Below are 25,246 nucleotides of genomic sequence, written 5' to 3'. Positions count from 1 at the left end.
ATCGAAGCGGGTTCGTATGGCGACTTCCGCAGAGCAGGGCCGTGAGACGCGCGCCCGACTCATGGACGCGGCGCTGGAGTTGATCGCCGAGCGCGGCTGGAGTGCGGTGACCACCCGGTTGGTGGCCGAACGCGCCGGGCTGCGCCCCGGGCTGGTGCACTACCACTTCAGCTCGGTCAACGACCTGCTCATCGACGCCTCGCTGGGGATGGCCCGGAAGTTGGGCGAGGGCGTGCTGGGGGAGGCACTGGCCGAGCAGGGGGCGGCGGGGCTGGAGTTTCTACTTGCCACCGTCGGCGCCTACGCCGATGCGACCACCGATACCCGCGTGTTCAGCGAAATGCTTTTGGCCGCAACACGATACGAGCGCCTGCGGCGGGGCCTGCGGGAGGTGCTGGACGACTTCCGGGCCGCGGTGGCCTCCTGGCTGCGCGACGCGGGCACGGCGGCCGACCCGGACGCGACCGCGGCCGTGCTGGTTGCGGCGCTGGACGGGCTGGTCCTGCATCGGCTCATCGATCCCCGGCTGAGCGAACTCGGCGTCGACGGCCCGCTGCGCCGGCTGACCGGGTTTTCCGATGACGGCGGGACACCACAGTGAGCGATCACGATCCGGAAAGGACAATCAGATGACTCTGACCGATTCCGCCGCCGCGTTCGGCGCACGCGCCCTGCGGACCCGCGCGGTGGTCCGCGCCCCGATCGGCCTCTACCGTGCCGGGCTCGGGTTCCTCTTCGGCACCCGCATGCTCATGATCGAGCACATCGGCCGCCGCAGCGGCGCCCGCCGATACGTGGTGCTCGAGGTCGTCGACCATCCCGGGCTGGACGAATACGTCATCGTGTCCGGCTTCGGCGAGAACTCGCAGTGGTACCGGAATATCCAGGCCCAGCCACTAGTCCGGCTCTGGGCCGGCCTGCACCGCGCGGTACCCGCCACCGCGACACCCATGACCGAACGGGACGCCGCTACCGCCCTCGACCACTACATCCAGCGTCATCCGCGCGCGTGGAAGAACCTCCGCGCCACCATCGAACACGCCACCGGAGCACCCGTCGACGCCCTCCCCATGGTCCGCGTGCGCACGACGGCACGTTGATCGGCCCGGAGTGCGCACGGGGGTGCAGCGCATTCCACCCACTCACCGGCGACGCCCTCCCGGTACCGCGGGCGCACCGCCTGACGATGCCGACACAGCCCGCAGCTCACCAGATCCACACGGCCAGCCGCGCCCGCGAGTAAGCCATTCCGAGCCCCAGGGTCCTCTGCAGCACCCCGGGATCCGCGCCTCTGCGTCCACCCACCCCTCGACACCCGCAGGGCCCAAGCGCCCCCACACGTGCTACCCAGGCTTCAGCGCGCGTGCGATCCGCTGCGCGACCGGCGCGCACGAACGCCACCAGCCCGAACATGCCGGCGCCCGTGTCGCCGGGCCGGTGCTGTCCGGGCGCGGCTCGTGCGTCGGCGATGACACGAGATCCGTTGTCCCAGCGCCGTTCCCGACTCCAGCGCCGGGAACGGGACATCGGGAACCGCCCCGGCTCAGCCGAGCAGGACCGCGTAACCGGGCTTGATCACCTCGTCGATGATGCGCAATCGGTCCGGGAACGGGATGAACGCCGACTTCATGGCGTTGATCGTGAAGCGCTCGAGATCGCTCCAGCCGTAGCCGAACGTCTCCACCAGCTTGAGCATCTCCTGACTCATGCTGGTATCGCTCATCAGCCGGTTGTCGGTATTGACCGTGACCCGGAAACGCAGGCGGGCAAGCAGATCGAAGGGATGCTTGTCCAGCGAGGGCACCGCGCCGGTCTGCACGTTCGAGGACGGGCACAGCTCCAGCGGAATCCGCTGGTCGCGAACGTAATTCGCGACCAGGCCCAGGCGCGCCTCGGAACCGGCGTCGGCCTCCGAGATGTCGTCGGTGATCCGCACCCCGTGCCCGAGCCGTTCGCAGCCGCAGAACGCGACCGCCTCGTGAATCGACGGCAGGCCGAACGCCTCGCCCGCGTGAATGGTGAAGTGCGCGCAGTTGGCCCGCAGGTATTCGAAGGCGTCCAGGTGACGGCTGGGGGGATATCCCGCCTCCGCACCCGCGATGTCGAATCCGCCGACACCGCGCTCGCGCCACCGCACGGTCAGCTCCGCGATCTCCAGCGAGCGCGCCGCGTGCCGCATCGCGGTCAGCAGGCACACCATCCGGATGGGCGTCCCCGCCGCGGCGGCCAGCTGTTCACCCTCGCGGAAGCCGGCCAGGGTGTGTTCGACCACCTCGTCGAGGGTGAGGCCGCGCTCGAGGTGCTGTTCGGGGGCGAAACGCACCTCGGCGTACACCACGCCGTCGGCCGCGAGGTCCTGTGCGCACTCGCTCGCCACCCGCCGCAGCCCCTCGGGGGTCTGCATCACCGCGACGGTGTGCGCGAAGGTTTCCAGATATCGCTCGAGCGATCCGCTGTCGGCGGCATCGCGGAACCAGTGCCCCAGCGAGACGGTGTCGTGGGCCGGCAGCTGGTCGTATCCGCATTGCGCGGCCAGCTCGAGGACCGTCGCGGGCCGTAGCCCCCCGTCGAGATGGTCGTGCAGCACGGCCTTGGGGGCCTGGCGGATCGAGGCAAGGGTTATAGGCATCGGTCCAGTCATGTATCGACGCTAGCCGCATCCGCGGCGTTCCGCAGGAAACCTTCGGTGTATCCATTCGATAGCTGGCATGTCGACACCTGCCGGTCGCCCGCGTGTCGCGTACGGATCGGATGCCGAGCCCGGCCACCCGATCCCGAGCCGAATACCCGACTGCTGGGCAGGGTGATGAACGCCGCCGGTCCCATCGGATTCGGTTCGGGATCCGCAGTCGAGCTCGGCGGCGATGGCGTCGAGCACCGGGCCGCGGAGGAGTGGTTCGGTCGTGCCGGTGGTGTAGGCGACGGTGCTGGTGACCAGTACTCTCGGCTGCCGCCGATGGATGCGCCCCGTGTCAGGGCGCGACGCGGTCCAGCACGAGCGGAGTCGGCGCAGGTGGGGTGGAGCCGATCTCGTAGGCATCCCGCAGGGCCTCGAGCGCCGGCTCGAATGCCTCGGGGGTGTCGGTGTGCAGGGTGAGCAGCGGCTGACCGGCGACAACGGAATCGCCCGGCTTGGCATGCATTTCGACCCCCGCACCGAACTGCACCGGTTCCCCCTGACGGGCCCGCCCGGCGCCCAGGCGCCAGGCGGCCAGACCCACACCCATCGCATCCAGCCGGGCCAGGGTGCCGGTCTCGGCCGCGGTCACAACCTCGGTGTGCGCCGCGACCGACAGTGGCGCGAGCGGATCGCCGCCCTGGGCCAGGATCATCGCGCGCCAGTGGTCCATCGCCCGGCCGCCGGCCAGGGCGGCCGCGGGGTCCGCGTCGTGAATTCCGGCCTGGGACAGCATCTCCCGCGCCAGCGCCACGGTGAGCTCGACCACATCGGCGGGCCCGCCGCCGGCCAGCACCTCGACCGATTCGGCGACCTCGAGGGCATTGCCCGCGGCGCGGCCGAGCGGGGTGTCCATGGCGGTCAGCAGCGCGACCGTGCGCACGCCGGCGTCCGCGCCCAATTCGACCATGGCCGTGGCCAGTTCGCGGGCCGATTCCAGGGACTTCATGAAGGCACCGGAACCCACCTTGACATCCAGCACCAGCGCCGCGGTGCCCTCGGCGATCTTCTTGCTCATGATCGAGCTGGCGATCAGCGGAATCGACTCGACGGTGCCGGTGACATCGCGCAGGGCATACAGGCGCTTGTCGGCCGGTGCCAGATCGGCCCCGGCGGCACAGACGACCGCACCGATCTTCGGATCCGCGAGCATGGCACGCATCCGCGACACCGGCACCTCGGCCCGCCAGCCGGGTATCGACTCGAGCTTGTCCAGGGTGCCGCCGGTATGGCCCAGGCCGCGACCGGACAGCTGCGGCACGGCGGCGCCGCAGGCGGCGACCAGCGGCGCCAGCGGCAGGGTGATCTTGTCCCCGACGCCGCCGGTGGAGTGCTTGTCCACGGTGGGCCGCGGCAGATCGGTGAAGTCCATGCGCCTGCCGGACTCGATCATCGCCCGCGTCCAGCGGGAGAGCTCGCGCCGGGTCATGCCGCGCAGCAGGACGGCCATGGCCAGGGCCGACATCTGCTCGTCGGCCACCTCGCCGCGGGTGAACCCATCCAGGACCCAGTCGATCTGCTCGTCGGACAGCTCGCCGCCGTCCCGCTTGGTCGTGATCACCGACACCGCCGAATGCACGCTCACCATGGCCGCCAGCCTCCCAGAGAACCTCGCCCGGCGCACGGATCCCCGGCGCGTATCGCCAAGAAACGCCTGTACATTGGTGGTAAAGGGTGCGTCTGCGAGAAATTTCGGGCGACATGCGGAAGGGGTCGATTTCCGCGTGTACTGTCGCGGCCACCAACCGATCGAGAGCTAGGGGGACGTTATGACGCACGTGGGACTGGATGTCCGGGTGGCGAAGCTGGAGCACCGGGTCACCGATATCGAGGAGAGCCACGGCAACTCGATATACGCGCTCACACGAGACGTTCGCGGGCTCAAGATCGACAATCGCCGGCTCGTCTCCCATGCGAACTCCGTGGGCCGAAGCCTCACCCTGATCATGAAGCATCTCGGCATACCGCCGATCCCGTTCGAGGAGATCACCCCTGCCGACGATGCCGAGATCGACCAATCTTTCGAGGACGAGGCGTGAAGCAAGGACGAAATCGACGCCTCGTTCGGGGGAGACATCTCAGAGTCCGCGACGGATCGGGATCGTAATCCATTGCCGGACAACGCCTTCAGCCTCAGATAGCTCGTGCGGCGGCGCCGCGGCCGCCGCGACGGGCGCCCCAGAGTTGGGCCGCACGCTCCGAGGCGTGCGAAACCTCACATCATTTCTGCCCCGCCGCAAGATCATCCGGCCCGAAGGCAAACGGCAGCAAACTACTCAGCGGCATCGGACCGCTCGCGTGATCGACGAGCAGATCGCCGCCTCCGTGCTCGTAGAGCAGCTGGCGACACCGCCCGCACGGCATCAGGATCGCCCCACGCGAGTCGCACACAGCTACCGCCAGCAACCGGCCCCCGCCGGACGCGCAGAGGTTACCGACCAGTACACACTCGGCACACAGCCCCAGACCGTATGAGACATTCTCCACATTGCACCCGCGCACAATTCGTCCGTCGAGGGTGCTCGCGGCGGCCCCGACCGGAAACCGCGAATAGGGTGCATAGGCATTCTGCATAACATCGAACGCATTGTGGCGCAACATATTCCAGTCAATTTCCGACATATGAGACCTCCGTCCGAATGGGCCGCACCGGGCCGAAAGAACGGTACCGCAGCCACATTCGAACGTCAGGCAAGGCAAACCTAACTCAGTGAATTTCGCCGCAACGCACGGCACGCCGAATTAGTTCCGCGAATCTCCGGGGATTACAGTTCTCGGCAGATCGGTTCAGGTTTGGCGTTGCACAGACGGCCACCGCCTCTGGGGTGTCGGCTCCGGACACGAGCTGGTGTTTTCCATCCAATCGGCTCTGTGTCCGCGCGCCGAATCTGCGCCGGATCACGACTTGCCGGCTCGCCGGCCTGTCCATCAACGACGTTGGAGGCACCGCACTCTATGACCACCACGCTGGAAGCTCCGGCTCAGCCGAAGCGGAAGACCCTGTACCGCGGCGACCCGGGTATGTGGTCCTGGGCGATGCACCGGATCACCGGTGTCACGATCTTCTTCTTCCTCTTCGTCCACGTGCTCGACACCGCGCTGGTGCGGGTCAGCCCCGACACCTACAACCGGGCGATCGAGACGTACAAGAACCCGATCGTCGCCCTGATGGAGATGGGCCTGGTCGTGTGCGTGCTGTTCCACGCGCTCAACGGCATCCGGGTCATCCTGGTCGACTTCTGGTCCAAGGGTCCCAAGTACCAGCGGCTGATGCTCTGGATCGTGCTCGCGGTCTGGGTCATCGTGGCCGGCGCGGGCGTGGGCCGTGAGCTCTTCTACATGATCACGACGGAGCTGTGACGCCAATGACTGCACCTGTTCTGGGCAAGTCCTACGACCGCCCCGCCAGCCTGGACTCCCCCCGCGCCCCGCGGCGCGCCAAGGGCAACAACTTCGAGAAGTACGCGTGGCTGTTCATGCGCTTCTCCGGCCTGCTGCTGGTCGTGCTCGTGCTCGGCCACATGACGATCATGCTGATGCTCGACGGCGGCGTGAAGCGCGTGAACTTCGCCTTCGTGGCCGGACGCTGGTCCAGCCCGTTCTGGCAGCTCTGGGACCTGGCCATGTTGTGGCTGGCCCAGCTGCACGGCGGCAACGGCCTGCGCACGGTCATCGACGACTACGCCCGCAAGGACGCCACCCGCTTCTGGCTCAAGACCCTGCTGGCCGTGTCGATGATCCTGATCATGGGCGTGGGCACCTACGTAATCTTCACCTTCGACCCCAACATCAGTTAGGAACGCCACCAGCGATGACTGAAAACCCGATTGAGGAGCACCGCTACGACGTGGTGATCGTCGGTGCCGGTGGTGCCGGTATGCGCGCGGCTATCGAGGCCGGCCCCCGGGTGCGCACGGCGGTCCTGACCAAGCTCTACCCCACCCGCAGCCACACCGGCGCGGCCCAGGGCGGCATGTGCGCCGCGCTGGCGAACGTGGAGGAAGACAACTGGGAGTGGCACACCTTCGACACCGTCAAGGGTGGCGACTACCTGGTCGACCAGGACGCCGCGGAGATCATGGCCAAGGAGGCCATCGACGCCGTGCTCGACCTGGAGAAGATGGGCCTGCCGTTCAACCGGACCCCCGAGGGCCGGATCGACCAGCGCCGCTTCGGCGGTCACACTCGCGACCACGGCAAGGCGCCGGTGCGCCGCGCGTGCTACGCCGCCGACCGCACCGGTCACATGATCCTGCAGACGCTCTACCAGAACTGCGTCAAGCACGACGTGGAGTTCTACAACGAGTTCTACGTGCTGGACCTGCTGCTCACCGACACCGACCGCGGCCCGGTCGCGACCGGCGTCGTCGCCTACGAGCTGGCCACCGGCAAGCTGCACGTGTTCCACGGCAAGGCGATCATCTTCGCCACCGGCGGTTCGGGCCGGATGTACAAGACCACCTCCAACGCGCACACGCTGACCGGCGACGGCATGGCGATCGTGTTCCGCAAGGGTCTTCCCCTGGAGGACATGGAGTTCCACCAGTTCCATCCGACGGGCCTGGCCGGTCTTGGCATCCTCATCTCCGAGGCGGTCCGTGGCGAGGGCGGCATCCTGCGCAACGCCTCGGGCGAGCGGTTCATGGAGCGCTACGCCCCCACCATCAAGGACCTCGCCCCGCGCGACATCGTCGCCCGGTCGATGGTGCTCGAGGTGGCCGAGGGCCGCGGTGGCGGTCCGAACAAGGACTACGTCTTCATCGACGTGACCCACCTCGGTGAGGACGTGCTCGAGGAGAAGCTGCCCGACATCACCGAGTTCTCCCGCACCTATCTGGGCGTCGACCCGGTCAAGGAGCCGGTGCCGGTCATGCCGACCTGCCACTACGTGATGGGCGGCATCCCGACCCGCATCCGTGGCGAGGTGCTGCGCAACAACACCGACGTGGTGCCTGGCCTCTACGCCGCCGGCGAGTGCGCCTGTGTCTCGGTGCACGGATCGAACCGCCTGGGCACCAACTCGCTGCTGGACATCAACGTGTTCGGCCGCCGCGCGGGCATTGCCGCCGCCGAGTACGCCCAGCGCCACGATTTTGTGGCGCTGCCGGAGAACCCCGCGACGATGGTGCAGAACTGGCTGGCCAACCTGCTGTCCGAGCACGGCAACGAGCGCGTCGCGGACATCCGCGGCGAGCTGCAGGCGACCATGGACGCCAACGCCGGTGTGTTCCGCACCGAGGACACGCTGAAGAAGGTGCTCACCGACATCCACGGGTTCAAGGAGCGCTACGAGCGGATCACGGTCCAGGACAAAGGCAAGCGCTACAACAGCGACCTGCTCGAGGCCGTCGAGCTCGGCTTCCTGCTCGAGCTGGCCGAGGTCACCGTGGTCGGCGCGCTGAACCGCAAGGAGTCGCGCGGCGGCCACGCCCGCGAGGACTACCCCAACCGCGACGACACCAACTTCATGCGCCACACCATGGCGTACAAGGAGGTCGAGCCCGGTGAGCCGGCGAAGCTGATCGCCGACATCCGCCTCGATTTCAAGCCGGTCGTGCAGACCCGCTACGAGCCGATGGAGCGTAAGTACTGATGACTGCTGTCGCCGAGACTCCACAGAAGCCGGCCCCCGTTCCGGACGGGTCGGTCATGGTCACCGTCAAGGTGGCCCGGTTCAACCCGGAGAACGGGCAGGGCGCGTACTGGGATTCGTTCCAGGTGCCGGTGCTGCCCACCGACCGCTTCCTGAACGTGCTCATCTACATCAAGTCCTACCTGGACGGCACGCTCACCTTCCGCCGCTCCTGCGCCCACGGCGTCTGCGGTTCGGATGCCATGCGCATCAACGGTGTGAACCGGCTGGCGTGCAAGGTGCTGATGCGGGACATGCTGCCCAAGAGCGGCAAGACCCTCACCATGACCGTCGAACCGATCCGCGGCCTGCCCGTGGAAAAGGATCTCGTGGTCAACATGGAGCCGTTCTTCGACGCCTTCCGCGCGGTCAAGCCGTACCTGATCACCTCGGGTAACGAGCCCACCCGCGAGCGCATCCAGTCCCAGACCGACCGCCACCGTTTCGACGACACCACCAAGTGCATCCTGTGCGCCTGCTGCACCACCTCGTGCCCGGTGTACTGGAGCGACGGCAGCTACTTCGGCCCGGCCGCGATCGTGAACGCGCACCGCTTCATCTTCGACAGCCGCGACGAGGGCGCCCGGGAACGCCTGGACATCCTCAACGACGTCGAGGGCGTCTGGCGCTGCCGCACCACCTTCAACTGCACCGACGCCTGCCCCCGCGGCATCGAGGTCACCAAGGCCATCCAGGAAGTCAAGCGCGCGTTGCTCTTCGCCCGCTAGGCTGGTCCGCCAAACCCGAAGGCCGCCTTCATCATTGCGATGCAGGCGGCCTTCGCCGTGACTACTCATCTGGACTCCCCGGCTTCGGCTGCGTGCGAGAGGACTTGTCGAGCAGATCGGTGGTCGTGGTCAGCGGACTCGGTACCGATCGACGAATTGACCTCATCGCGCCGCTCAATTCAACGGCCGTATACGAGGCGTCACACCGCTTCCATATTCATTGATGCCTACATGCACATGATGGTCGTCACATGCGCCCGCCGCGGGGGAACTCGTCCTCGCTCCCGCGGCGTTGGCAGTCCAGATAGGCTCGAACCCAGGCTCCGCCAACGGAACCGGACGCACGTAGAAGGAAAGTCCCGTGATCTGCTTCTTCGACCCCTCCCACGGCCCGGCGGCCATGTCCGTGAACTGGCAGCCGCAGTGGGGTGTGCCGCGGCCCGTCGAGGTCTGCCAGTTCTGCGCGCAGCGGATCCAGACCACCCAGCCGCCGTTCTATCAGCCCATGCAGGGGTACCCGCAGCAGGGTTATCCGGCCCAGCCCGGTTATCCGCAACCCGGTTACCCTCAGCAGCCGGGTTATCCCCAGCCGGGCTATGGGCAGCAGCCGCCCCGCCAGGGCCACAGCACCGCCGCGATGCTGGGCGCGGGCGCGGCGGGCGTTGTGGGCGGCATGCTGATTGGCGACATGCTCTCGGACGACGACGAGCGCGACGAGAACCGCGCCTACGAGCGCGGTTACGAGGATGCCGAGTACCGCGACGACCGGAACGATCGCGACGACGATAGCTTCTTCTGAGCCCGATTCCGAAGGCCGCCTTCATCTTTCGATGAGGGCGGCCTTCTCGTTCACCGACCTCAAGGCACCATCCAGGACAGCACCGACGTCGACTGCAGCACGACCAGCACGCACATCGCCGCCAGGAACAGCAGCGTCCAGCCGAAGACCCGGCGGAAGATGTCGCCCTCCTTGCCGTCCAAACCCACTGCGGCAGCGGCGATGGCGAGGTTCTGCGGGGAGATCATCTTGCCCAGCACGCCGCCGGAGCTGTTGGCCGCGGCCATCAGGGTCTGCGACAGGCCCGCCTTGCCCGCGGCGGTCACCTGCAGCGCGCCGAACAGCGAGTTGGACGAGGTATCGGATCCGGTGACCGCGGTGCCGATCCAGCCGAGGATCGGGGACAACAGCGCGAAAAGCCCGCCGGCGCCGGCCATCCAGGTGCCCAGGGTGATGGTCTGGCCCGAGGTGTTCATGACATAGGCCAGGGCCAGCACCGCCATCACCGTCACGATCGCGAATCGCAACTGGTACAACGTTGTTCCGTACGCCCGCATGGCCCTGGGAATCGACACCGACAGCGCGATCATCGTCAGCAATCCCGCGATCAGCATCTGAGTTCCGGGCGAGGTCAGCAGGTTCAGGGTGAAGGTGATGGAACCGAGCCGGGCGCCCTTGGCATTGACCACGTGCAGCCCCGGCCAGGCGAAGGTGTATGTCGCGTGCCCGATCAGCCGCTTGATCGGGCCGATCTGCCCGAGTACGAAGACCGCGATCACGATCAGGTACGGCGCGTAGGCCCGGACGATATCGCGTGGCGAGTCGGGATGCTCTACGCGACGGGCGAATTCGGGCGAGGGCTCGGCGGCCGCGCCACCGGCGATCACCGGCGCGGGACGGCTGCCTTCGGTGTAGGTCGCGGACGGACGCCACACCCGCACCAGCAGCACGACCCCCGTCGCGGAGACCAGCGCCGCCACCACGTCGGCCAGCGGCACCGAGATGAAGTTCGAGGTCACGTACTGTGCGATCGCGAAGCTCACCCCGCAGACGACCGCCGCGGGCCAGGTCTGCCGGATCCCGTTCCTGCGGTCGACGATGAAGACCAGCACCAGCGGAACGAAAAGCGACAGCACCGGGGTCTGGCGGCCGACCATCGCGCCGAGCGTGTCGGAGGAGTGCCCGGTGACCGCGCCCAGGGTGAGGATCGGCGTGGCCATCGCGCCGAACGCGACCGGCGCGGTATTGGCGGTCAGCGCCAGCACCGCCGCCTTCAGCGGTGCGAATCCGAGCGCGATCAGCATGACCGCGGTCACCGCGACGGGCGTGCCGAATCCGGCCAGGGCCTCGAGTAGGGCGCCGAACGAGAAGGCGATGAGGATGGCCTGTACCCGCTGATCGGGGCTGACCCCGGCGAAGGAGCGGCGCAACACATCGAAATGGCCGGTGGCGACGGTCATGTTGTACACCCAGATCGCGTTGATCACGATCCACAGAATCGGGAAGAACCCGAATGCGGCGCCCTCGGTGCCCGACAGCAGCGCCTGCCCCACCGGCATCCCGTAGAGCCAGACGGCCACGACCAGCGCGACGAGCAGCGAGACCAGCGAGGCGATCCAGGCGGCCCAGCGCAGCGCCCCGAGCAGGATGAACAGGACCAGTAGGGGCAGGGCGGCGATGAGCGAACTCCACGCCAGGGAATGGGCGAGTGGATCGAGTACTTGGTGATACATGCCAAACCTCCGACAACGGGCCAACCGCACAGCCCGTTCCGGGAAGTTTTACTCTCAACGACCACTCCCCGGCCCGAAATCCGGCAGATATTCACCTCCGCTGACGCCGCAACCGGCCCGCACCGAATACCTCAGGGGCCCGCATGATCTGCCGTCGTCACAGGCACGCCGGAGCGCCTTCGTAGCCGGAAGCTTGCATGCGGTGCTCCAGGACGGCCATCCGCAGCCCCGACCCGATCAACTAGGCATTTTGTCAAGTTAACTGAGTATTTGTTGTCGGATGCGCCCAGCAGTGCTTGCATCAAGGCATGTTCACTGAAGCTCAGCTGTACTCGCCGGTGACCACGAGCACCCAAGGTGATGTGACCGTGCACCTGAGCGAGGAGCACCCCGGCGTGAACGATCCCGACTACCGGGCCCGCCGCAACGCGATTGCCGCCCGGGCGCTGGCGTATCGACCGGGATCTCCGACACCGCGCATCGATTACACCGACGAGGAGCAGCAGGTCTGGCGGATCGTGTCCACCGAGCTGGCCCGCAAGCACGAACGGTATGCCTCCGCGGAGGTCCTGGCCGCGGCCGGACGCCTGGCCCTGCCGGTCGACCACATCCCCCAGCTGGACGAGGTATCCGCACGACTGGTGCCGCTCAGCGGATTCCGCTACGTGCCCGCGGCCGGGCTGGTGCCGCTGCGGGAGTTCTTCGGCTCCTTCGCCGACCGTATTTTCCATTCCACCCAGTACATTCGCCATCATTCGGCCCCGCTCTACACGCCGGAACCCGATGCGGTGCACGAAATCATCGGCCACGCCAATCAATTGGCGAGCCCCCGCTTCGCGGCGATCTACGCCGAGGTGGGCGCGGCGGTGGCCCGGCTGGAAACCGATGCGGCACTGAAGTTCCTGGCCGATGTGTTCTGGTTCTCGATGGAATTCGGCGTGGTGCGCGAGCGGGGCGAAGTGCGCTGCTACGGGGCCGGGCTGCTGTCGTCCTATGGCGAGATCGAGGAGTTCCGCGAGGCCGAGTTGCATCCACTGAACATCCACGAGATGGGCACGGCGGTCTACGACATCACGCACTATCAGCCCGTATTGTATTGCGCCGAATCGATTTCCGAGATCGAGGACGTGGTGGGCGGATTCTTCGCCACGGTGAACGACGACGTCGTGGCCCGGCACCGGGCGGCCTAGCTACAGCGGCATTCCCGCCTCGAGAAAGTCGGCGATCCGCCCGATCTTGTCGATGTCGAGGCCGCCGCCCGGCATGGGGTCGAACGCGGTCATCATCGCGCCGATCAACGCGCCGGCGAAGGCGCGGACCTCGAGTTCGTCCTCGTCGCGGCCCGCCCGTTCGGCGGCCAGCGTGGCCAGCAGCCGGATGTTGCGGTCGGTCTCCTGAGCGATCACGCTGCTGAGTTCGGGCACCGACGCGATCAGGCGCATCCGGTGCTGCTCGAACTCCATCTCCTGCGGGCTGAGCGAGTCGAAGACCTCCATGGTGGCCCGCACGAACGCGCGCAGCGGCGACAGGTCCGCGGGCTGCGCACGAATGGCCTCGATCATCAGCGGGTCCAGGTCGTCGGCCATGGCGACCTGCTCCTTGGACGGGAAGTAGCGGAAGAACGTGCTGGGCGAGACCTCCGCCGCGGCGGCGATCTGCTCGACCGTGGTCTCCGCGTAGCCCTGCTCCCGGAACAACCGCATGGCCTCGGTGCGGATGGTACGGCGGGTGCGCTCCTTCTTGCGCTCGCGCAGGCCCATCCGGGGCGAGGCAGCCCCCGGATGGGCCCGGGCTGGAGGAGGCTCCGTGACGGGGATGGAATCAGCCGGCATGGTCCGATTCTCCCGCACTCGCGACCGGGTCCGCAGCATCGGGCGCGGTATCGACGGCGGTCGCGCTTCCGCCACCGACCGTCATGCCCGCATCCACCGCGGCCGGATCCCCGCCATCCTCAGCGGCATCCTGCGCACCCGACCCGTGACCGCGAGTGAGAATCGCGGCAACCAGCGCGGCGATCACGCAGATCCCGGCACACACCCAGAGCATCGCGCCCATACCGCCGACGAACGCGGACTGCACCTGCGCGAGCATCGCGTGATCACCGAGCTTGTGCGCGACCGCGACGCCGCCGTTGACCCCGTCGGAGATCGGCGCGCGATCGTAACCGCCCAGGCCCGCACGATACTGCGTCGCCAGGACCGTGCCCAGCACCGCGACGCCGATGGTGCCACCGGCCTGCCGCAGCGCCTGCATGAGCGCCGAGCCGGAGCCGGACCGCTCGGCATCGAGTTCGCCCATCGCCATGCCCATCGCCGCGGGCATCACGAAGCCCATGCCGATGCCCAGCACCGTGAGCCACAGTGCGGTGTGGCCGTAGCCGCTGCCCACCCGGGTCAGCGCGCCGATCACCAAACCGCCTGCCAGCAGCAGGAATCCGGCGACCAGCACGATGCGCAGGCCCAGGCGCGGCAGCAGCTTGTCCACCAGCCGGGTGCCGACCAGCAGCCCGCCGATCAGCGGGAGCAGCCGCAGCCCGCTGCCCAGCGAGTCGACGCCCAGCACCGCCTGGAAGTACTGCGGCACGGTGAAGAACATGCCGAACATCGCGAAGTTGACCAGGACGGAATAGACCGTGCCCCAGCGGAATCCGCGCGCACCGAACAGTCCGAGGTCCACCAGCGGATGCGCGGTGCGGCGCTGCCAGCCGATGAACAGCGCCAGCATCACCACGCCCGCGGCGACACTCGCCCAGCCCGCGCCGTCACCCCAGCCCTGGCCGCCCAGGCGGATGAAACCGTAGGTGAGACCGAGCATTCCGGCGGCGGACAGCACCACGCCCGGCAGATCGATCCGGAAGGCGTTCGCGCTGCGTGACTCCGGCACCAGGACCGCGACGGCCAGCAGGCCGACCAGCGCCATCGGGACGTTGATGAGGAACACCGAACCCCACCAGAAGTTCTGCAGGAGCCAGCCACCGACGATCGGGCCCAGCGGCATGCCGATAGCGGTGGAGGTGACCCAGATCGTCAGTGCCCGTTGCCGTTCGCCCTTGTCGGGGAACAGCGCCGGGAGCACCGCCATGGACAGCGGCATCATCGCCGCCGCCGCGACGCCAAGCAGCGCGCGGGCGGCGATGAGCTGGCCGGACGAGGCCGCCAGCGTGCACCACACCGACGCCGCCCCGAACAGCGCGAGCGCGCCGACCAGGAAGCGCTTGCGGCCGTAGCGATCTCCGAGGGCGCCCGCGGGCAGCATGAGCGCGGCCAGCGCGAGCGTGTAGGCGGTCGTGAACCATTGCAGCGCAGAGGTACTCGCGTGCAGGTCGACCGCGATGGTGGGGAGGGCGACCACCAGCACGGTGGTGTCGAGGCCGATGGTGAGCATCGCCACCACCAGGGCGCTCAGGGCCAGCCAGCGGGTCTTCGCCGCCGCGGGGGTCACCCGGGCATCGTCGGCGGCCGAGGTGGGCGAAGTCAGCGCTCCCGGCGCGGCGGCGGCCGGGGTCCGGCCGCGTGCATCCGTTCCGTTCATGACAGATCCGATCATTTGAGGTTTTCTACCTTTTGATAGTAACTCTCATTTTGTTGTCTCTGTCAATACCCGCGAGTCAGACGCCCGCCCAACTCACAGCTACGGCCGCGCGAGTTCCGCTTAAGCTCGACGGCGATGCGCACTCGAAACCACCGCTCGACCGGCCGCAACGACTCCCCCCGGGCGGCCCGAATCCGGCGCGCCGGATTCGCCGGCGCGCTGGCCGCCGGACTGCTCGGCGCGAGCTCCCTGACCGGCCTCGACGCCATGCTCGCCCCCGTGGCCACGGCCGAACCGGTAGCCACCATCGCGCCGCCGTTCGCCACGCCGAAGACCGACACCTGCCCGGACAGGACGGCCCCGCCGCCGCCGATCGACGACTCCGAGGTGCCCGAGCCCGGCCAGCGCCCGCCCGCACCACTGCCGGTCCCCTCGACCCCGGTGGGCGGCGCGAAGCTCGGCTCCTGCGGACTCGTCCTGCCCACCGGCGCGCCGCCCGTCCCGAAGGACATCTCCGCCACCGCGTGGGTCATCGCCGACCTGGACACCGGCCGCGTGCTGGCGGCGAAGGATCCACACGGCCGCTACCGGCCCGCGTCGACACTCAAGACCCTGCTCGCCGCGTACGCGCTGCCCAAACTCGACCTGAACCAGGTGGTCATCGGCACCCAGGACGACGCGAATGCCGACGGCACCCGCGTCGGCATCGGCGCCGGCGGTCGCTATACCAACGATCAGCTGCTGCACGCCCTGCTGATGTGCTCGGGCAATGACGCCGCCCACGCCATCGCCACCGAGCTGGGCGGCGTGGACGAGACCGTCGCGCAGATGAACGAGACGGCCAAGCAGCTGCAGGCCCTGGATACCCGCGCGGCGACGCCGTCCGGGCTGGACGGTCCCGGCCAGAGCATCTCGGCCTTCGATCTGGCCGCGATCTTCCGCCACGACATGACGAATCCGACGTTCGCCGGCATCGTGCACACCGAGCAGTTCGACTTCCCGGGCTTCCCCGCCAATCCGAAGATCGAGGGCGACAAGGACCATCCCGGGTTCGCCATCGCCAACGACAATCACCTGCTCTACGACTACGAGGGCGATCTGGGCGGCAAGACCGGCTACACCGACGACGCCCGCCAGACCTTCGTCACCGCCGCCCAGCGCGGCGGCCACCGCCTGGTCGTCACCCTGCTCAAGGCGGACGTGCTGCCGCTGCGCCCGCCCGAGCAGGCCGCTCGCCTGCTGGACTACGGCTTCGCGTTGCCCGCGGACGCGACCGTCGGCTCGCTACCGGGCAGCACGCCCGCTCAGGCCACGAACCCCTCCGTGGCACTGGCCACTCCCCCGGCGCAAAGCCCTTCCGCCGCACCGGATGCCGGCCACAGCCACGAAACGTTGCGCGCGGGCACGATCGTCGGCGGCATCGTGGTGGTGCTGATCCTCGTCGTCCTCGCCTGGCGGATCGGCGGGCGGGCGCGGCGGTAGCCGGTTTCCGCGCGCCCGCCGGCATCGGAATCGGTTCGGGGCCAAGTCCTTACGGAAGGTTCAGGATGGAACTCGACGAAGACTGGTTGTCGCCCTCCACGAGCGGGGTATGGTGCTTCCCTCCGCCGTTGGCGTCCGCCTGCCACGAGTAGTCGCGATTGATCGTCTGTTCATTGCTGTCCGTGAGTCCGGACTGCGAGGTGGCCGTCGAGCCGTCGTCCGATGAATCCTGGCTGGCGGAACCGTCGGTGGTCGAACTGCTCGACGTGCCCCCGAAAATGCTGCTCAGGATCTGTTTGCCGTCGTCCTTGGCGCGGTCCTTGTCGCTCTGGGGGCTGTCGCCGGTGTCGTCGGCGAGTGAACTGCTGGCACTGTCGACGGCATTGCTGACATCCGAATCGCTGGTGTCGACGCCCAGACCGCTCAGGGCGGTGTTGGCGGCGGTGCTCACCCCGTCCTGAACCGCCTCGTGCTCACCGGCCTGCAGCACGGTCGACATGCTGATGCCGTTGCGCAGGCCCATCGCGTTCTCGGCGGTCTCCCACGCGAGCTCCTTGCCCGCGCCCTTCAGGAAGCCCTTGCCCGCGGCGATCGCGGTCTCCTTGACGATCTTCTCCAGCAGCTCCTTCAGCGCCGCCTTCAGGGCAACCTTGGCCGCCGCCTCGGCGACCACCGCCTCGGCCTCGCTGGCGCCGAGGGTTTCCGGCGCCGCGGCGGTGTCGATCGCGATCTGCGCGGCCAGGGCGACCAGCTGCGCGATGATGTACAGCTTGATCGCGAGGATCAGCATCGCCATCACCCGGCACGCGAAAGCGATTGCCTTGCACAGGGTTATGAGGTCGTCCAGGCCGTCATAGATGTCCTTCCAGTACTTCTGGATGGAGTCGTGCACCTCGCCGCTGATCTTGCTCAGTACCGTCTTGGCGACCTGGTCGCCCTCGTCCTTGATCTGGCCGAGGGTCGTGGCGATGTTGTCCCAGTCCGTGCCGACATTCTTTAGCGCGGTCTCGTCGCACTCGGGCCACTTGCACGCGACCAGGCTGGCCACCGGCTTGAGTGGGCCCGGCAGTTCGATTCCCATGAGCTACTTCCTCGTCCCCCCGCCCGGATGCGGGTGTGTGGTTCCGCCGCGGACGCCGCCGCGCCAATCGCCGCTGGCTCTCGAATGTGGTTGTGCACCATTATTGCTCGGATTCCGGCGCGCGCCTGCGCGGTCGTCCGGAGGCGGCGGGGAGCCGCCGTGGTTCGGGTGACGCGGGGCCCCCGCGCCGCCCGGGCGGTGGCCGGCGCCACCGTGTCCCGAGCGGCGGAGGGTTCCGCTGTCGTCAAGCAGTTCGATACCCATGACGCCCGGCTACTTGTGGCGTCCGTTGTGTGGATGGCCGCTGTGCGACGTGCCTGGGTTGTGACTACTCGTCGGATTCCCCGGATTGTGACTACTCGTCGGATTCCCCGGATTGTGACTACTCGTCGGATTCCCCGGGTTATGACTACTCGTCGGATTCCCCGGGTTATGACTACTCGTCGGATTCCCCGGGTTATGACTACTCGTCGGATTCCCCGGGTTATGACTACTCGTCGGATTCCCCGGGTTATGACTACTCGTCGGATTCCCCGGGTTATGACTACTCGTCGGATTCCCCGGGTTATGACTACTCGTCGGATTCCCCGGATTGTGACTACTCTGCGGTGTGCCGCTTTCACCCGGCTGGTGGCCGCTGCCGTTACCGGTAGGGTGCAGGTTTCCGCTGCCGATGCCGCTGCCCTGGAGGTATCCGCTACCGGTCCCGCTACCCGAGAGATAGCCGCTGCCGGTACCGGTGTGGCTGGCGCCCGCACCCGTGTGACTGATGCCGGTGCCCGAGTGCTCGGTGGTCCCCGAATGGTTCGTGGTCCCCGAATGGTTCGTGGTGCCCGAGTGCTCGGTACCCGATTGGTTCGTGGTGCCCGAGTGCTCGGTACCCGAATGGTTCGTGGTGCCCGAGTGCTCGGAGCTGCCGGAATGGTCCGGGGTACCGCTCCCGCTGCCGGAATTACCGGTGCCCGAATGTTCCGAGCTGCCGCTGCCCGAATTGCTCCCGGCACCGGAATCGGTTCCGCTGCCCGTGCCGCTTCCGCTGGCTCCGGCGGTGTGGGTATCGGTGCTGGCGGAATTGCTGCCGCTGCCCGAGCCGCTGTCGGACGGGAACTGGACGGTGCCGCTGGTGGTGCTGCCCGAATCGCCACCGGTACCCGAGCCGCTGTTGTTCGGATAGCCGCCGCTGTCCTGACCCGACACGCTGGTGCCCGAATCGCCGGAGTCACCGCTGCCACCACCGTATCCGGCCGTGGTCGTACTGCCCGAATCGCCACCGGAACCCGAACCGGACCCGGAGCCGTCGCTGCCCGAATCGCTACCGCTACCGCTACCGCTGCCACTGGGCCCGCTGGCGGGTTTGTTGTAGGAACCGTCGCCGCCGTCGCTGCCGCTGCCCGTGCTCGACCCGGTCGTCGTTCCGGACGTACTGCCGCTGCCGTCGATCTGCCCCATGAGCTTCTCGATCGCCGACTTGAAGTCGTCGTCGAGCTTTTCGAACTCCGAGGCCACGGTCTTGGACTTGCTCGTGAGTTCCTCGAAGAGCTTGGCGGCCTTCTCGATGCCCTCGAAGGCCTCCTTCACCTTGGGCAGATAGTTCTTGGCGAAGGCGGAGCCGAATTCGTCGTTGCCCCATTTGCCGTGAACGGCCTCGATATCGCTCTTGAGCTGCTTGAATTCGGACAGCAGATCCTTGCCGAGCTCTTCGAATTTCGGCGCGTGCGCCTTGAATTCCTCGAGTTCGATCTCGAAATCATTACTCATCGGCTACTCACCAGCCCTTCCAGTGCGGGCCCTCTTGGTCGTCCTCCCACGCCGGCGCGTAGTCCGGCTTCGGCTCGGGACGGCCGGGCTGCTGCGGGGGCTGACTGTAGGGCTGCTGCTGGCCGTAGGACGGGGCCGGCGGCTGCGCGGGCTGGCCGCCGTACGAGGGGGTGGGCTGCTGCGGCTGACCGTAGGACGGCTGCTGACCGTACGAGGGCTGCTGATTGTAGGACGGCTGCGGCGGCGCCTGCGGCTCCGCATAGGACGAGGTCGGTTCCGGCCCCTTCGGAGCGGGCGGCAGAATGCTTTCGAGAGTCGTTGGGAAGGGCGAGGTCTGGCCGTCGAGCGGATTTTCCACCGTGATGTTCGAGGCGGCCCGCAGCGGCGCCATCACACCCTCGATCTCCTTCTTCGCCACGCTCGCCGCGGCCTGCGAGGCCTCGGTGATCGACTTGCCGAGCTTCTGCGGGGTGGAACGCTTGAACGCCTGGGGATCGACCCACACCTCGATGGGAACGCCGGCCGCACTGCATGTGACCCGCACCAGGTTGTCCGACGACCATCCCTGCGCAGTGGCGGCCGCCAGCGTCTCCCGCGCGGCGGCGATATTATCCATCTGCGTCTGATAGTTGTCGAGCATCACATCGACCTCGGACTGCAGCGCCTCGGTACGCGCCTGCAGTTGGTCGTAACCGGCTTGATCCACAGGTTCCCCTCGATCGAACATTCACGCTTCTAACGTTCTGACGCACGAAGTCCACCTCAGGTTCCCTCCGATCGCAAACCCGTTCCGGGCAACCTGTTGCGGCGCACCGGCGGCCGCGAGTACCTTCGGCCCGGACGATGCGAGCAAATCCGCGGGGCACCAGGGGAATCGGAGATGCGATGAGCGACAATCCGAACACGGCGGCCCGGGAGATGGCGGCCTGGGCGCAGGATCTCGAGGGCCGAGCCGAGCGATATCAGGACCTGCACGGGCGGATGGCGGGCCTGAGTGTGACCGAGACCTCACGCGACGGCGCGATCACCGTCACCATCGACAACACCGGCGTGCCCACCGACCTGCACCTGGCCGAGAGTGCCCGCGGCCGCGCCCCCGCCGAGCTGGCCACGCAGATCATGCGGTGCCTACGCCGCGCCCAGGCGATCCTGCGCCACGAGGTCGAGGCGATGGTTATGGACACGGTCGGCGAGGACGACACCGGCACCGCCGTCATCGATCAGTACGCCCGCCGCTTCCCCGACCCCGAACTGGCCGAGCCGCAGGACAACCCCGGACGCTGACGCACCCCGGCCGCAATGCCCCGAGGCTCACCGCCGCGCGCGCCGCGCCTGAGTGAGCACCGCACCCGCGACGGCGCCCGCGCCGAACAGCGCGACACCGGTCCGCGCCGACACCCCCGCGACGACCCGGGGTTCGATGACCGCCGCGCCGGGCGGTGGCACGGTCACCTCGATCATGTTCTCGCGGGACGTGGCCGCCCACGCGGTGGCGAACAGGATGATCCGGGCGGTGATGTAGGCGAAGACCATCAGGCCCAGGATCGGACCGAAGGTGACCCCGGCCGGGCCGGTCAGTACCTTCCTCAGATAGAACGAGGCGACCTGCTTCCAGATCTCGAAGGCGATCGCGGCCATCAGCGCCGCCTTCCCCGCGCTCGGCAGCGTCACCGGCTGCCGCGGCAGCCTCGCGATGATCCACACGAACACGGCCCACGACGCCGCGATAGCCAGTGCCAGCGACAGCACGGTGAGCAGTATGTTCACCCCGGGCGCGCGCTCGAGGTTGACCAGCCGCAGCAGGTCGCGCCCCAGGCTGCTGGACGACAGCGCCGACAGCGCCACCGAGATCGCGATGGCCACCCCGAGGCCGATCAGCGAGAAGATGTCGGAGATCTTGTCGCGGAACCAATTACCCTGTGGCACTTCACCTTCCCACTGCTCGGTGAGCGCAGCACGCAAATTGGAGATCCAGCCGAGCCCGGCCAAGAAGGCGCCGATCAGGCCGATCACGCCGACGCTGGTCCGCGACCTGACCGCCTCGTTGATCAGATCGGTCACCTGCCCACCCAGCGAGCCGGGGATGTTCTCCACGATCTTGGACTGCAGCTCGGTGAGCAGATGCGGGTTGCGCGAGAGCACGAATCCGGCCACCGCGAATCCGACCATCAGCAGCGGGAACAGCGCCAGCACGGTGAAGTAGGTGATACCGGCCGCGTAGTAGTTCCCGCGCTGACGCTGATAGCTGGCGCCCGCGCGCACCAGATGGTCCAGCCAAGGCCGCGCCTCGACCTCGCGGCTGATCTTTGCCCTGATCCCGTCGAACACCCGTCCTCCCGCAGCAAACTCACATCAACCGGACGTCGACAGGGAGACCACCGCTGGCCGCGCCCGCACACCAGTACCGCCGCTACTCTCCCACCTTCGCCCGCGCCGTGCGGACGAACGCCGCAGCGCGTCGGTCACATTCGATCCCCGGTCCGCGCCACGGGCGTGCCCGGCGACCGCCCGCGCCCGGAACGCTCTCGCGGGCACTCGTTCAGGTACTCCCGCCCCTGGCTGCAACCGAGTGGCGAATTCCACCAGCGCGTCGAGCATTTCGCGCATCGACGCACAACCGGCGAGCTCGAACCCGGGACTGCGCGTTCGCGGAGAGTGAGCATCGGGCTGCACGGAGTGCGCACTACTCGGACCGGTTGCCCCGACACGAACCCCAACGCAGCGATCCGGCGCCGAGGCCGTCTGGAACGCCGAATCGAGTCAGCGGTGCAGGAAGCCGACTCGGTCGTAGACCTGAGCCAGGGTGTTTCCGGCGATCTCCCGGGCCCGCTCGGCCCCGGCGTTCAGGATGCGATCGAGTTCGCCCTGATCGTCCATGTACTCCTGGACCCTGGCCTGCAGCGGGGTGACGAATTCCACCAGCGCGTCGGCCACGTCGCCCTTGAGATCGCCGTATCCCTTACCGGCGTAATCCTTTTCGAGGGTCACGATGGGGGTGTCGGTGAGCGAGGACAGAATAACCAGCAGATTACTGACGCCGGCCTTGGTCTCCGGGTCGTACCGGATCTCGCGCTCGGTGTCGGTGACCGCGGAGCGGATCTTCTTCGCCGAGACCTTCGGATCGTCGAGCAGACTGAGCAGGCCCGCGTCGGTGGCCGCCGACTTGCTCATCTTCGCGGTGGGGTCCTGCAGGTCGTAGATCTTGGCGGTGCCGGAGACGATGTGCGCCTCGGGCACGACGAACGTCTTCTTGAAGCGAGTGTTGAACCGCTGCGCCAGATTTCGGGTCAGCTCCAGGTGCTGGCGCTGATCCTCGCCGACCGGCACCAGATGCGCGCGGTAGAGCAGGATGTCCGCGGCCATCAGCACCGGATAGGTGAACAGGCCCACGGTGGCGTTCTCGGCGCCCTGCTTGACCGACTTGTCCTTGAACTGCGTCATCCGGCTGGCCTCGCCGAAGCCGGTGATGCAGCTCAGCACCCAGGTCAGCTCGGCGTGCTCGGGCACCTGGCTCTGCACGAACAGCGTCGCGCGCTTCGGGTCGATGCCCAGCGCGAGCAGCTGCGCGGCGGCCCGCTTGGTGCGGGTGCGCAGCTCCTTGGGATCCTGCGGGACGGTGATGGCGTGCATGTCGGGGATGAAGTAGAGGGCCTCGTAGTCGTCCTGCAACTTCACCCAGTACTGCAGCGCCCCAAGGTAGTTGCCGAGGTGGAAGGAATCGCTGGTCGGCTGGATGCCGGACAGGATCCGCTGCTTGCGTTCGTCGGCCGGGGCAGGACTGGACATACCCAGATCTTCGCATGCCCCCGGCCGCGCCGCGCCGACCCCACCGCAGCCGCACCTCGGCCAATTAGTCGCACCCCCGTTCAACAGGCCGTACACGAACCACAGCGTGTAGCCGTGGGGTGCGGGAACGCACCGGCCACGGACCTACCACGAGCAGATCCTCGGGCTGTTGGATCGTCGAACCCGCCGGTATCGATGCGTCCGGTGATGGCGGCCGGGCCCGTGCACCAGGACGACTCCTGTTCGGCATTCCTACGACGCGCGGCAGCGAGCAGCGGCAACAGTGTGCGGCCCGATCGCCCCTTGCAGCGTCCTATTGCACGCCTCAGACCGGGTGCCGCTCGGCGTAATTCCGGGGATCGATACCCGGCATGCTGGCGTGCCCGGAATTGACCAGCCGGTGCTCGCGGCGGGTGAGCAGGCGGTAGACCGGGGCGCTCGGGCCCGCCAGGGTGCCGTGCAGGACCCGGGGCGCCAGCGGCGGGGTGCGGTGCGCGGCGCGGACCGCCTGGGCCAGGGTGCGGAAGGCGATCTCCTCCCTGCGCCCCCAGGGCATCGCGTACATCTCGCGGATGCGCGGCGGCAGGCTGCCCTGGATCAGCAGATGCACGCTGTTGACGACCTGATTCAGCGGCAGCGGCAGCGGATAGGGCACCCGCTGCCCGGACAGGTACGTGCCGACCAGGCGCGCCTCGTCGGTCAGGAACAGCTCCTCGGACGCCAGGTAGTCGTCGAAGTAGCGACGGAACCGTGGATAGCTCGCGGGCGCGGCCTCGCGCGGCATGCCGAACAGCTCGCCCCAGCGCACGTAGTCCTGGTACAGGTCCTCGCGTTCGGTCGCGCTCAGCCGGCGGACCAGCAGGTCGTGCATGACCTCGGCCGAATCGAAGGTGAAGGCCATGGTCATGAACATCAGCTGCGGATCGTGCGCGGCATACCGGGTGCCCGCGGGATGACGCGCCCCCGCGTCCTCGGGCAGCGCGCCCCGCACGGTGGCGTGCTTCTTGTGGGTGAACGCCAGCGCGCGATCGGCCTCCTCGCGGCTGCCCAGCGCCACGGCCTCGAACAACCGGCCGGTCAGCGCGAGGCGGGTGTACGGCGTGGTGCGGTGCTTGGTGTGCTCGGCCGTGCCGACGTACAGCAGCGGATGGACCGCGCCGATGACCAGCGCCCGCTGGCCGTAGGTGAGTCCGACCGCACGCTTGCGCATGACGCGCCGGATCATCGAATCATCGGTGAAATAACCGGGTTCGGACACGGTTGCCTCCTCGTCGAGTGCATCTGGCAACAGCATCCCCCAGAATTGAGAAACTGGCAATGTCATCCTCCAGAATTTCGCGAGGGCTGAGGACAGCGAGGCGACGGGTGGGTGAGCTCGCCCTGAACCGCGACCCCCTCGTGACAGAATCGACCTGTGGCAGCCCAACGGACCTACGGCGGAGTCTCCGCGCAGGAACGCCGCGCCCAGCGCCGGGCCGCGCTGCTCGAGGCGGCACTGGACATCATCGGCGCCGAGGGCCCGGACAAGCTGACCGTCGCCGGGCTGTGCGCCCGGGCGGGGTTGAACGAGCGCTACTACTACGAGAACTTCGACGGCCGCGACGCGGTGCTGATCGCCCTGTTCGACGGCATCGCAGAGGAACTCGCGACGGCCGTGCTGCGCGCGTCCCAGCACGCGCCCGCCGACACCCGCGGCCGGGCGCACGCGGCGATCGGCGCCGGCATCCACGTGCTCACCGACGACCCGCGCAAGGCGCAGGTCGCCCTGATCATCAGCGCCGCGACCCCGGAACTGCGCACCCGGACCATGCACACGATCCGCGGCTTCGCGGGCCTGGTCGCCACCGAGGGCATCGACTTCTACGCGCTGGCCCGGCCCGATCCCGACCCGGTGATCAGCTTCCGCGCCACCTATCTGGTCGGCGGGCTGGTCCAGACGCTCGCCAGCTGGCTGCAGGGCGACCTGCCGATGACCCGCGACGAGTTGATCGACCACACCACCGACGTCTTCGTGCTGCTGGGCGAGGATCTGGCGGAACGCCTGCGCTGAATCGCCCGAG

The 25,246-nt window shown here is 68.1% G+C and carries 24 protein-coding genes; 12 read left to right on the top strand and 12 right to left on the bottom strand.

What is annotated here, in order from left to right; translation table 11 throughout:
* Positions 1-16: 16 nt before the first annotated feature.
* Positions 17-601 carry a TetR/AcrR family transcriptional regulator gene (locus tag KO481_RS09000; protein WP_215916510.1) on the top strand — a complete coding sequence of 195 codons (585 nt, stop codon included), beginning with the start codon at positions 17-19 and terminating at the stop codon, positions 599-601.
* A gap of 28 nt (positions 602-629) precedes the next feature.
* Positions 630-1,100 (top strand): nitroreductase family deazaflavin-dependent oxidoreductase, encoded by a 471-nt coding sequence (locus KO481_RS08995; protein ID WP_215916509.1) that lies wholly within the window; start codon positions 630-632, stop codon positions 1,098-1,100.
* A gap of 443 nt (positions 1,101-1,543) precedes the next feature.
* Here the strand turns inward: KO481_RS08995 and KO481_RS08990 are convergent, their stop codons facing one another.
* Both KO481_RS08990 and KO481_RS08985 read right to left on the bottom strand, forming a co-directional pair.
* A complete protein-coding gene (locus KO481_RS08990; RefSeq protein ID WP_215916508.1) occupies positions 1,544-2,641 on the bottom strand; it encodes an adenosine deaminase in 1,098 nt (365 codons plus the stop codon).
* 331 nt (positions 2,642-2,972) lie between these two features.
* Positions 2,973-4,256 (bottom strand): thymidine phosphorylase, encoded by a 1,284-nt coding sequence (locus KO481_RS08985; RefSeq protein ID WP_215916710.1) that lies wholly within the window; start codon positions 4,254-4,256, stop codon positions 2,973-2,975.
* A gap of 190 nt (positions 4,257-4,446) precedes the next feature.
* On the opposite strand from KO481_RS08985, the gene KO481_RS08980 reads away from it, so the two are divergent.
* Positions 4,447-4,716: a hypothetical protein gene (locus KO481_RS08980; RefSeq protein WP_215916507.1), complete on the top strand. Its 270-nt coding sequence runs from the start codon at positions 4,447-4,449 to the stop codon at positions 4,714-4,716.
* A gap of 181 nt (positions 4,717-4,897) precedes the next feature.
* Here KO481_RS08980 and KO481_RS08975 read toward each other — a convergent pair whose 3' ends face one another.
* Positions 4,898-5,299: a cytidine deaminase gene (locus KO481_RS08975; protein ID WP_215916506.1), complete on the bottom strand. Its 402-nt coding sequence runs from the start codon at positions 5,297-5,299 to the stop codon at positions 4,898-4,900.
* A 333-nt stretch (positions 5,300-5,632) separates the two neighbouring features.
* Between KO481_RS08975 and sdhC the strand changes: the two genes are divergently transcribed.
* From sdhC to KO481_RS08950, 5 genes are all read left to right on the top strand, one after another.
* A complete protein-coding gene (gene sdhC, locus KO481_RS08970) occupies positions 5,633-6,037 on the top strand; it encodes a succinate dehydrogenase, cytochrome b556 subunit (RefSeq protein WP_215916505.1) in 405 nt (134 codons plus the stop codon).
* Positions 6,038-6,042: 5 nt separating this feature from the next.
* Positions 6,043-6,474: a succinate dehydrogenase hydrophobic membrane anchor subunit gene (locus KO481_RS08965; protein WP_215916504.1), complete on the top strand. Its 432-nt coding sequence runs from the start codon at positions 6,043-6,045 to the stop codon at positions 6,472-6,474.
* A gap of 14 nt (positions 6,475-6,488) precedes the next feature.
* Positions 6,489-8,270: a succinate dehydrogenase flavoprotein subunit gene (gene sdhA / locus KO481_RS08960; protein WP_215916503.1), complete on the top strand. Its 1,782-nt coding sequence runs from the start codon at positions 6,489-6,491 to the stop codon at positions 8,268-8,270.
* The gene (locus KO481_RS08955; protein WP_215916502.1) at positions 8,270-9,037 is read left to right on the top strand and encodes a succinate dehydrogenase iron-sulfur subunit; all 768 of its coding nucleotides are present in this window, start codon (positions 8,270-8,272) and stop codon (positions 9,035-9,037) included. The genes sdhA and KO481_RS08955 overlap by 1 nt, the downstream gene beginning before the upstream one ends.
* A gap of 361 nt (positions 9,038-9,398) precedes the next feature.
* Complete coding sequence (locus KO481_RS08950) at positions 9,399-9,836, top strand: hypothetical protein (protein ID WP_215916501.1); 438 nt, start codon at positions 9,399-9,401, stop codon at positions 9,834-9,836.
* A 59-nt stretch (positions 9,837-9,895) separates the two neighbouring features.
* Here the strand turns inward: KO481_RS08950 and KO481_RS08945 are convergent, their stop codons facing one another.
* Positions 9,896-11,548: an L-lactate permease gene (locus KO481_RS08945; protein WP_215916500.1), complete on the bottom strand. Its 1,653-nt coding sequence runs from the start codon at positions 11,546-11,548 to the stop codon at positions 9,896-9,898.
* Between the two features lie 308 nt (positions 11,549-11,856).
* Between KO481_RS08945 and KO481_RS08940 the strand changes: the two genes are divergently transcribed.
* Entirely contained in the window at positions 11,857-12,738 is an 882-nt protein-coding gene (locus tag KO481_RS08940; protein ID WP_215916499.1) for a phenylalanine 4-monooxygenase, read from the top strand.
* On the opposite strand, the gene KO481_RS08935 is transcribed toward KO481_RS08940, so the two are convergent.
* Together KO481_RS08935 and KO481_RS08930 are read right to left on the bottom strand one after the other, a co-directional pair.
* Positions 12,739-13,380, bottom strand: a complete 642-nt coding sequence (locus KO481_RS08935; protein WP_372451963.1) for an acyl-CoA-like ligand-binding transcription factor — start codon at positions 13,378-13,380, stop codon at positions 12,739-12,741. It lies immediately after the preceding gene.
* Entirely contained in the window at positions 13,370-15,094 is a 1,725-nt protein-coding gene (locus tag KO481_RS08930) for an MFS transporter (protein WP_281066035.1), read from the bottom strand. Before KO481_RS08930 ends, KO481_RS08935 begins: the two co-directional genes overlap by 11 nt.
* 120 nt (positions 15,095-15,214) lie before the next feature.
* Here KO481_RS08930 and KO481_RS08925 point away from each other — a divergent pair, with 120 nt between their 5' ends.
* The gene (locus KO481_RS08925) at positions 15,215-16,561 is read left to right on the top strand and encodes a D-alanyl-D-alanine carboxypeptidase family protein (protein WP_372451962.1); all 1,347 of its coding nucleotides are present in this window, start codon (positions 15,215-15,217) and stop codon (positions 16,559-16,561) included.
* 49 nt (positions 16,562-16,610) lie between these two features.
* Here KO481_RS08925 and KO481_RS08920 read toward each other — a convergent pair whose 3' ends face one another.
* The 3 genes from KO481_RS08920 to KO481_RS08910 form a co-directional block, all read right to left on the bottom strand.
* On the bottom strand, positions 16,611-17,642 hold the full coding sequence (locus tag KO481_RS08920; protein ID WP_215916498.1) for a WXG100-like domain-containing protein: 1,032 nt from the start codon (positions 17,640-17,642) through the stop codon (positions 16,611-16,613).
* 273 nt (positions 17,643-17,915) lie between these two features.
* Positions 17,916-19,400 (bottom strand): WXG100 family type VII secretion target, encoded by a 1,485-nt coding sequence (locus tag KO481_RS08915; protein ID WP_215916497.1) that lies wholly within the window; start codon positions 19,398-19,400, stop codon positions 17,916-17,918.
* A gap of 7 nt (positions 19,401-19,407) precedes the next feature.
* On the bottom strand, positions 19,408-20,106 hold the full coding sequence (locus KO481_RS08910; RefSeq protein ID WP_215916496.1) for a YbaB/EbfC family nucleoid-associated protein: 699 nt from the start codon (positions 20,104-20,106) through the stop codon (positions 19,408-19,410).
* Positions 20,107-20,285: 179 nt separating this feature from the next.
* Between KO481_RS08910 and KO481_RS08905 the strand changes: the two genes are divergently transcribed.
* On the top strand, positions 20,286-20,684 hold the full coding sequence (locus KO481_RS08905; protein WP_215916495.1) for a YbaB/EbfC family nucleoid-associated protein: 399 nt from the start codon (positions 20,286-20,288) through the stop codon (positions 20,682-20,684).
* 27 nt (positions 20,685-20,711) lie between these two features.
* On the opposite strand, the gene yhjD is transcribed toward KO481_RS08905, so the two are convergent.
* The 3 genes from yhjD to KO481_RS08890 all read right to left on the bottom strand — a co-directional run bounded on the left by yhjD (position 20,712) and on the right by KO481_RS08890 (position 24,444).
* Positions 20,712-21,728 carry an inner membrane protein YhjD gene (yhjD, locus tag KO481_RS08900; protein WP_215916494.1) on the bottom strand — a complete coding sequence of 339 codons (1,017 nt, stop codon included), beginning with the start codon at positions 21,726-21,728 and terminating at the stop codon, positions 20,712-20,714.
* A gap of 432 nt (positions 21,729-22,160) precedes the next feature.
* Complete coding sequence (gene trpS, locus KO481_RS08895) at positions 22,161-23,186, bottom strand: tryptophan--tRNA ligase (RefSeq protein WP_215916493.1); 1,026 nt, start codon at positions 23,184-23,186, stop codon at positions 22,161-22,163.
* A 325-nt stretch (positions 23,187-23,511) separates the two neighbouring features.
* Positions 23,512-24,444: an oxygenase MpaB family protein gene (locus KO481_RS08890; RefSeq protein ID WP_215916492.1), complete on the bottom strand. Its 933-nt coding sequence runs from the start codon at positions 24,442-24,444 to the stop codon at positions 23,512-23,514.
* Positions 24,445-24,600: 156 nt separating this feature from the next.
* Between KO481_RS08890 and KO481_RS08885 the strand changes: the two genes are divergently transcribed.
* Entirely contained in the window at positions 24,601-25,236 is a 636-nt protein-coding gene (locus tag KO481_RS08885; RefSeq protein WP_215916491.1) for a TetR/AcrR family transcriptional regulator, read from the top strand.
* Positions 25,237-25,246 lie beyond the last annotated feature (10 nt).

This window comes from Nocardia albiluteola, assembly GCF_018860155.1.
GTDB lineage: Bacteria > Actinomycetota > Actinomycetes > Mycobacteriales > Mycobacteriaceae > Nocardia > Nocardia albiluteola.
This window is presented reverse-complemented; position numbering and strand designations above follow the sequence as displayed.

Bases quoted from the DNA above. Each gene is read 5' to 3' on its own strand.
- trpS (WP_215916493.1), bottom strand. From the start codon at position 23,186: ATGTCCAGTCCTGCCCCGGCCGACGAACGCAAGCAGCGGATCCTGTCC.
- KO481_RS08935 (WP_372451963.1), bottom strand. From the start codon at position 13,380: ATGCCGGCTGATTCCATCCCCGTCACGGAGCCTCCTCCAGCCCGGGCC.
- KO481_RS08930 (WP_281066035.1), bottom strand. From the start codon at position 15,094: ATGATCGGATCTGTCATGAACGGAACGGATGCACGCGGCCGGACCCCG.
- KO481_RS08955 (WP_215916502.1), top strand. From the start codon at position 8,270: ATGACTGCTGTCGCCGAGACTCCACAGAAGCCGGCCCCCGTTCCGGAC.
- KO481_RS08980 (WP_215916507.1), top strand. From the start codon at position 4,447: ATGACGCACGTGGGACTGGATGTCCGGGTGGCGAAGCTGGAGCACCGG.
- KO481_RS08975 (WP_215916506.1), bottom strand. From the start codon at position 5,299: ATGTCGGAAATTGACTGGAATATGTTGCGCCACAATGCGTTCGATGTT.
- sdhC (WP_215916505.1), top strand. From the start codon at position 5,633: ATGACCACCACGCTGGAAGCTCCGGCTCAGCCGAAGCGGAAGACCCTG.
- sdhA (WP_215916503.1), top strand. From the start codon at position 6,489: ATGACTGAAAACCCGATTGAGGAGCACCGCTACGACGTGGTGATCGTC.
- KO481_RS09000 (WP_215916510.1), top strand. From the start codon at position 17: ATGGCGACTTCCGCAGAGCAGGGCCGTGAGACGCGCGCCCGACTCATG.
- KO481_RS08940 (WP_215916499.1), top strand. From the start codon at position 11,857: ATGTTCACTGAAGCTCAGCTGTACTCGCCGGTGACCACGAGCACCCAA.
- KO481_RS08965 (WP_215916504.1), top strand. From the start codon at position 6,043: ATGACTGCACCTGTTCTGGGCAAGTCCTACGACCGCCCCGCCAGCCTG.
- KO481_RS08905 (WP_215916495.1), top strand. From the start codon at position 20,286: ATGAGCGACAATCCGAACACGGCGGCCCGGGAGATGGCGGCCTGGGCG.
- KO481_RS08920 (WP_215916498.1), bottom strand. From the start codon at position 17,642: ATGGGAATCGAACTGCCGGGCCCACTCAAGCCGGTGGCCAGCCTGGTC.
- KO481_RS08990 (WP_215916508.1), bottom strand. From the start codon at position 2,641: ATGACTGGACCGATGCCTATAACCCTTGCCTCGATCCGCCAGGCCCCC.
- KO481_RS08925 (WP_372451962.1), top strand. From the start codon at position 15,215: ATGCGCACTCGAAACCACCGCTCGACCGGCCGCAACGACTCCCCCCGG.
- KO481_RS08945 (WP_215916500.1), bottom strand. From the start codon at position 11,548: ATGTATCACCAAGTACTCGATCCACTCGCCCATTCCCTGGCGTGGAGT.
- KO481_RS08995 (WP_215916509.1), top strand. From the start codon at position 630: ATGACTCTGACCGATTCCGCCGCCGCGTTCGGCGCACGCGCCCTGCGG.
- KO481_RS08915 (WP_215916497.1), bottom strand. From the start codon at position 19,400: ATGAGTAATGATTTCGAGATCGAACTCGAGGAATTCAAGGCGCACGCG.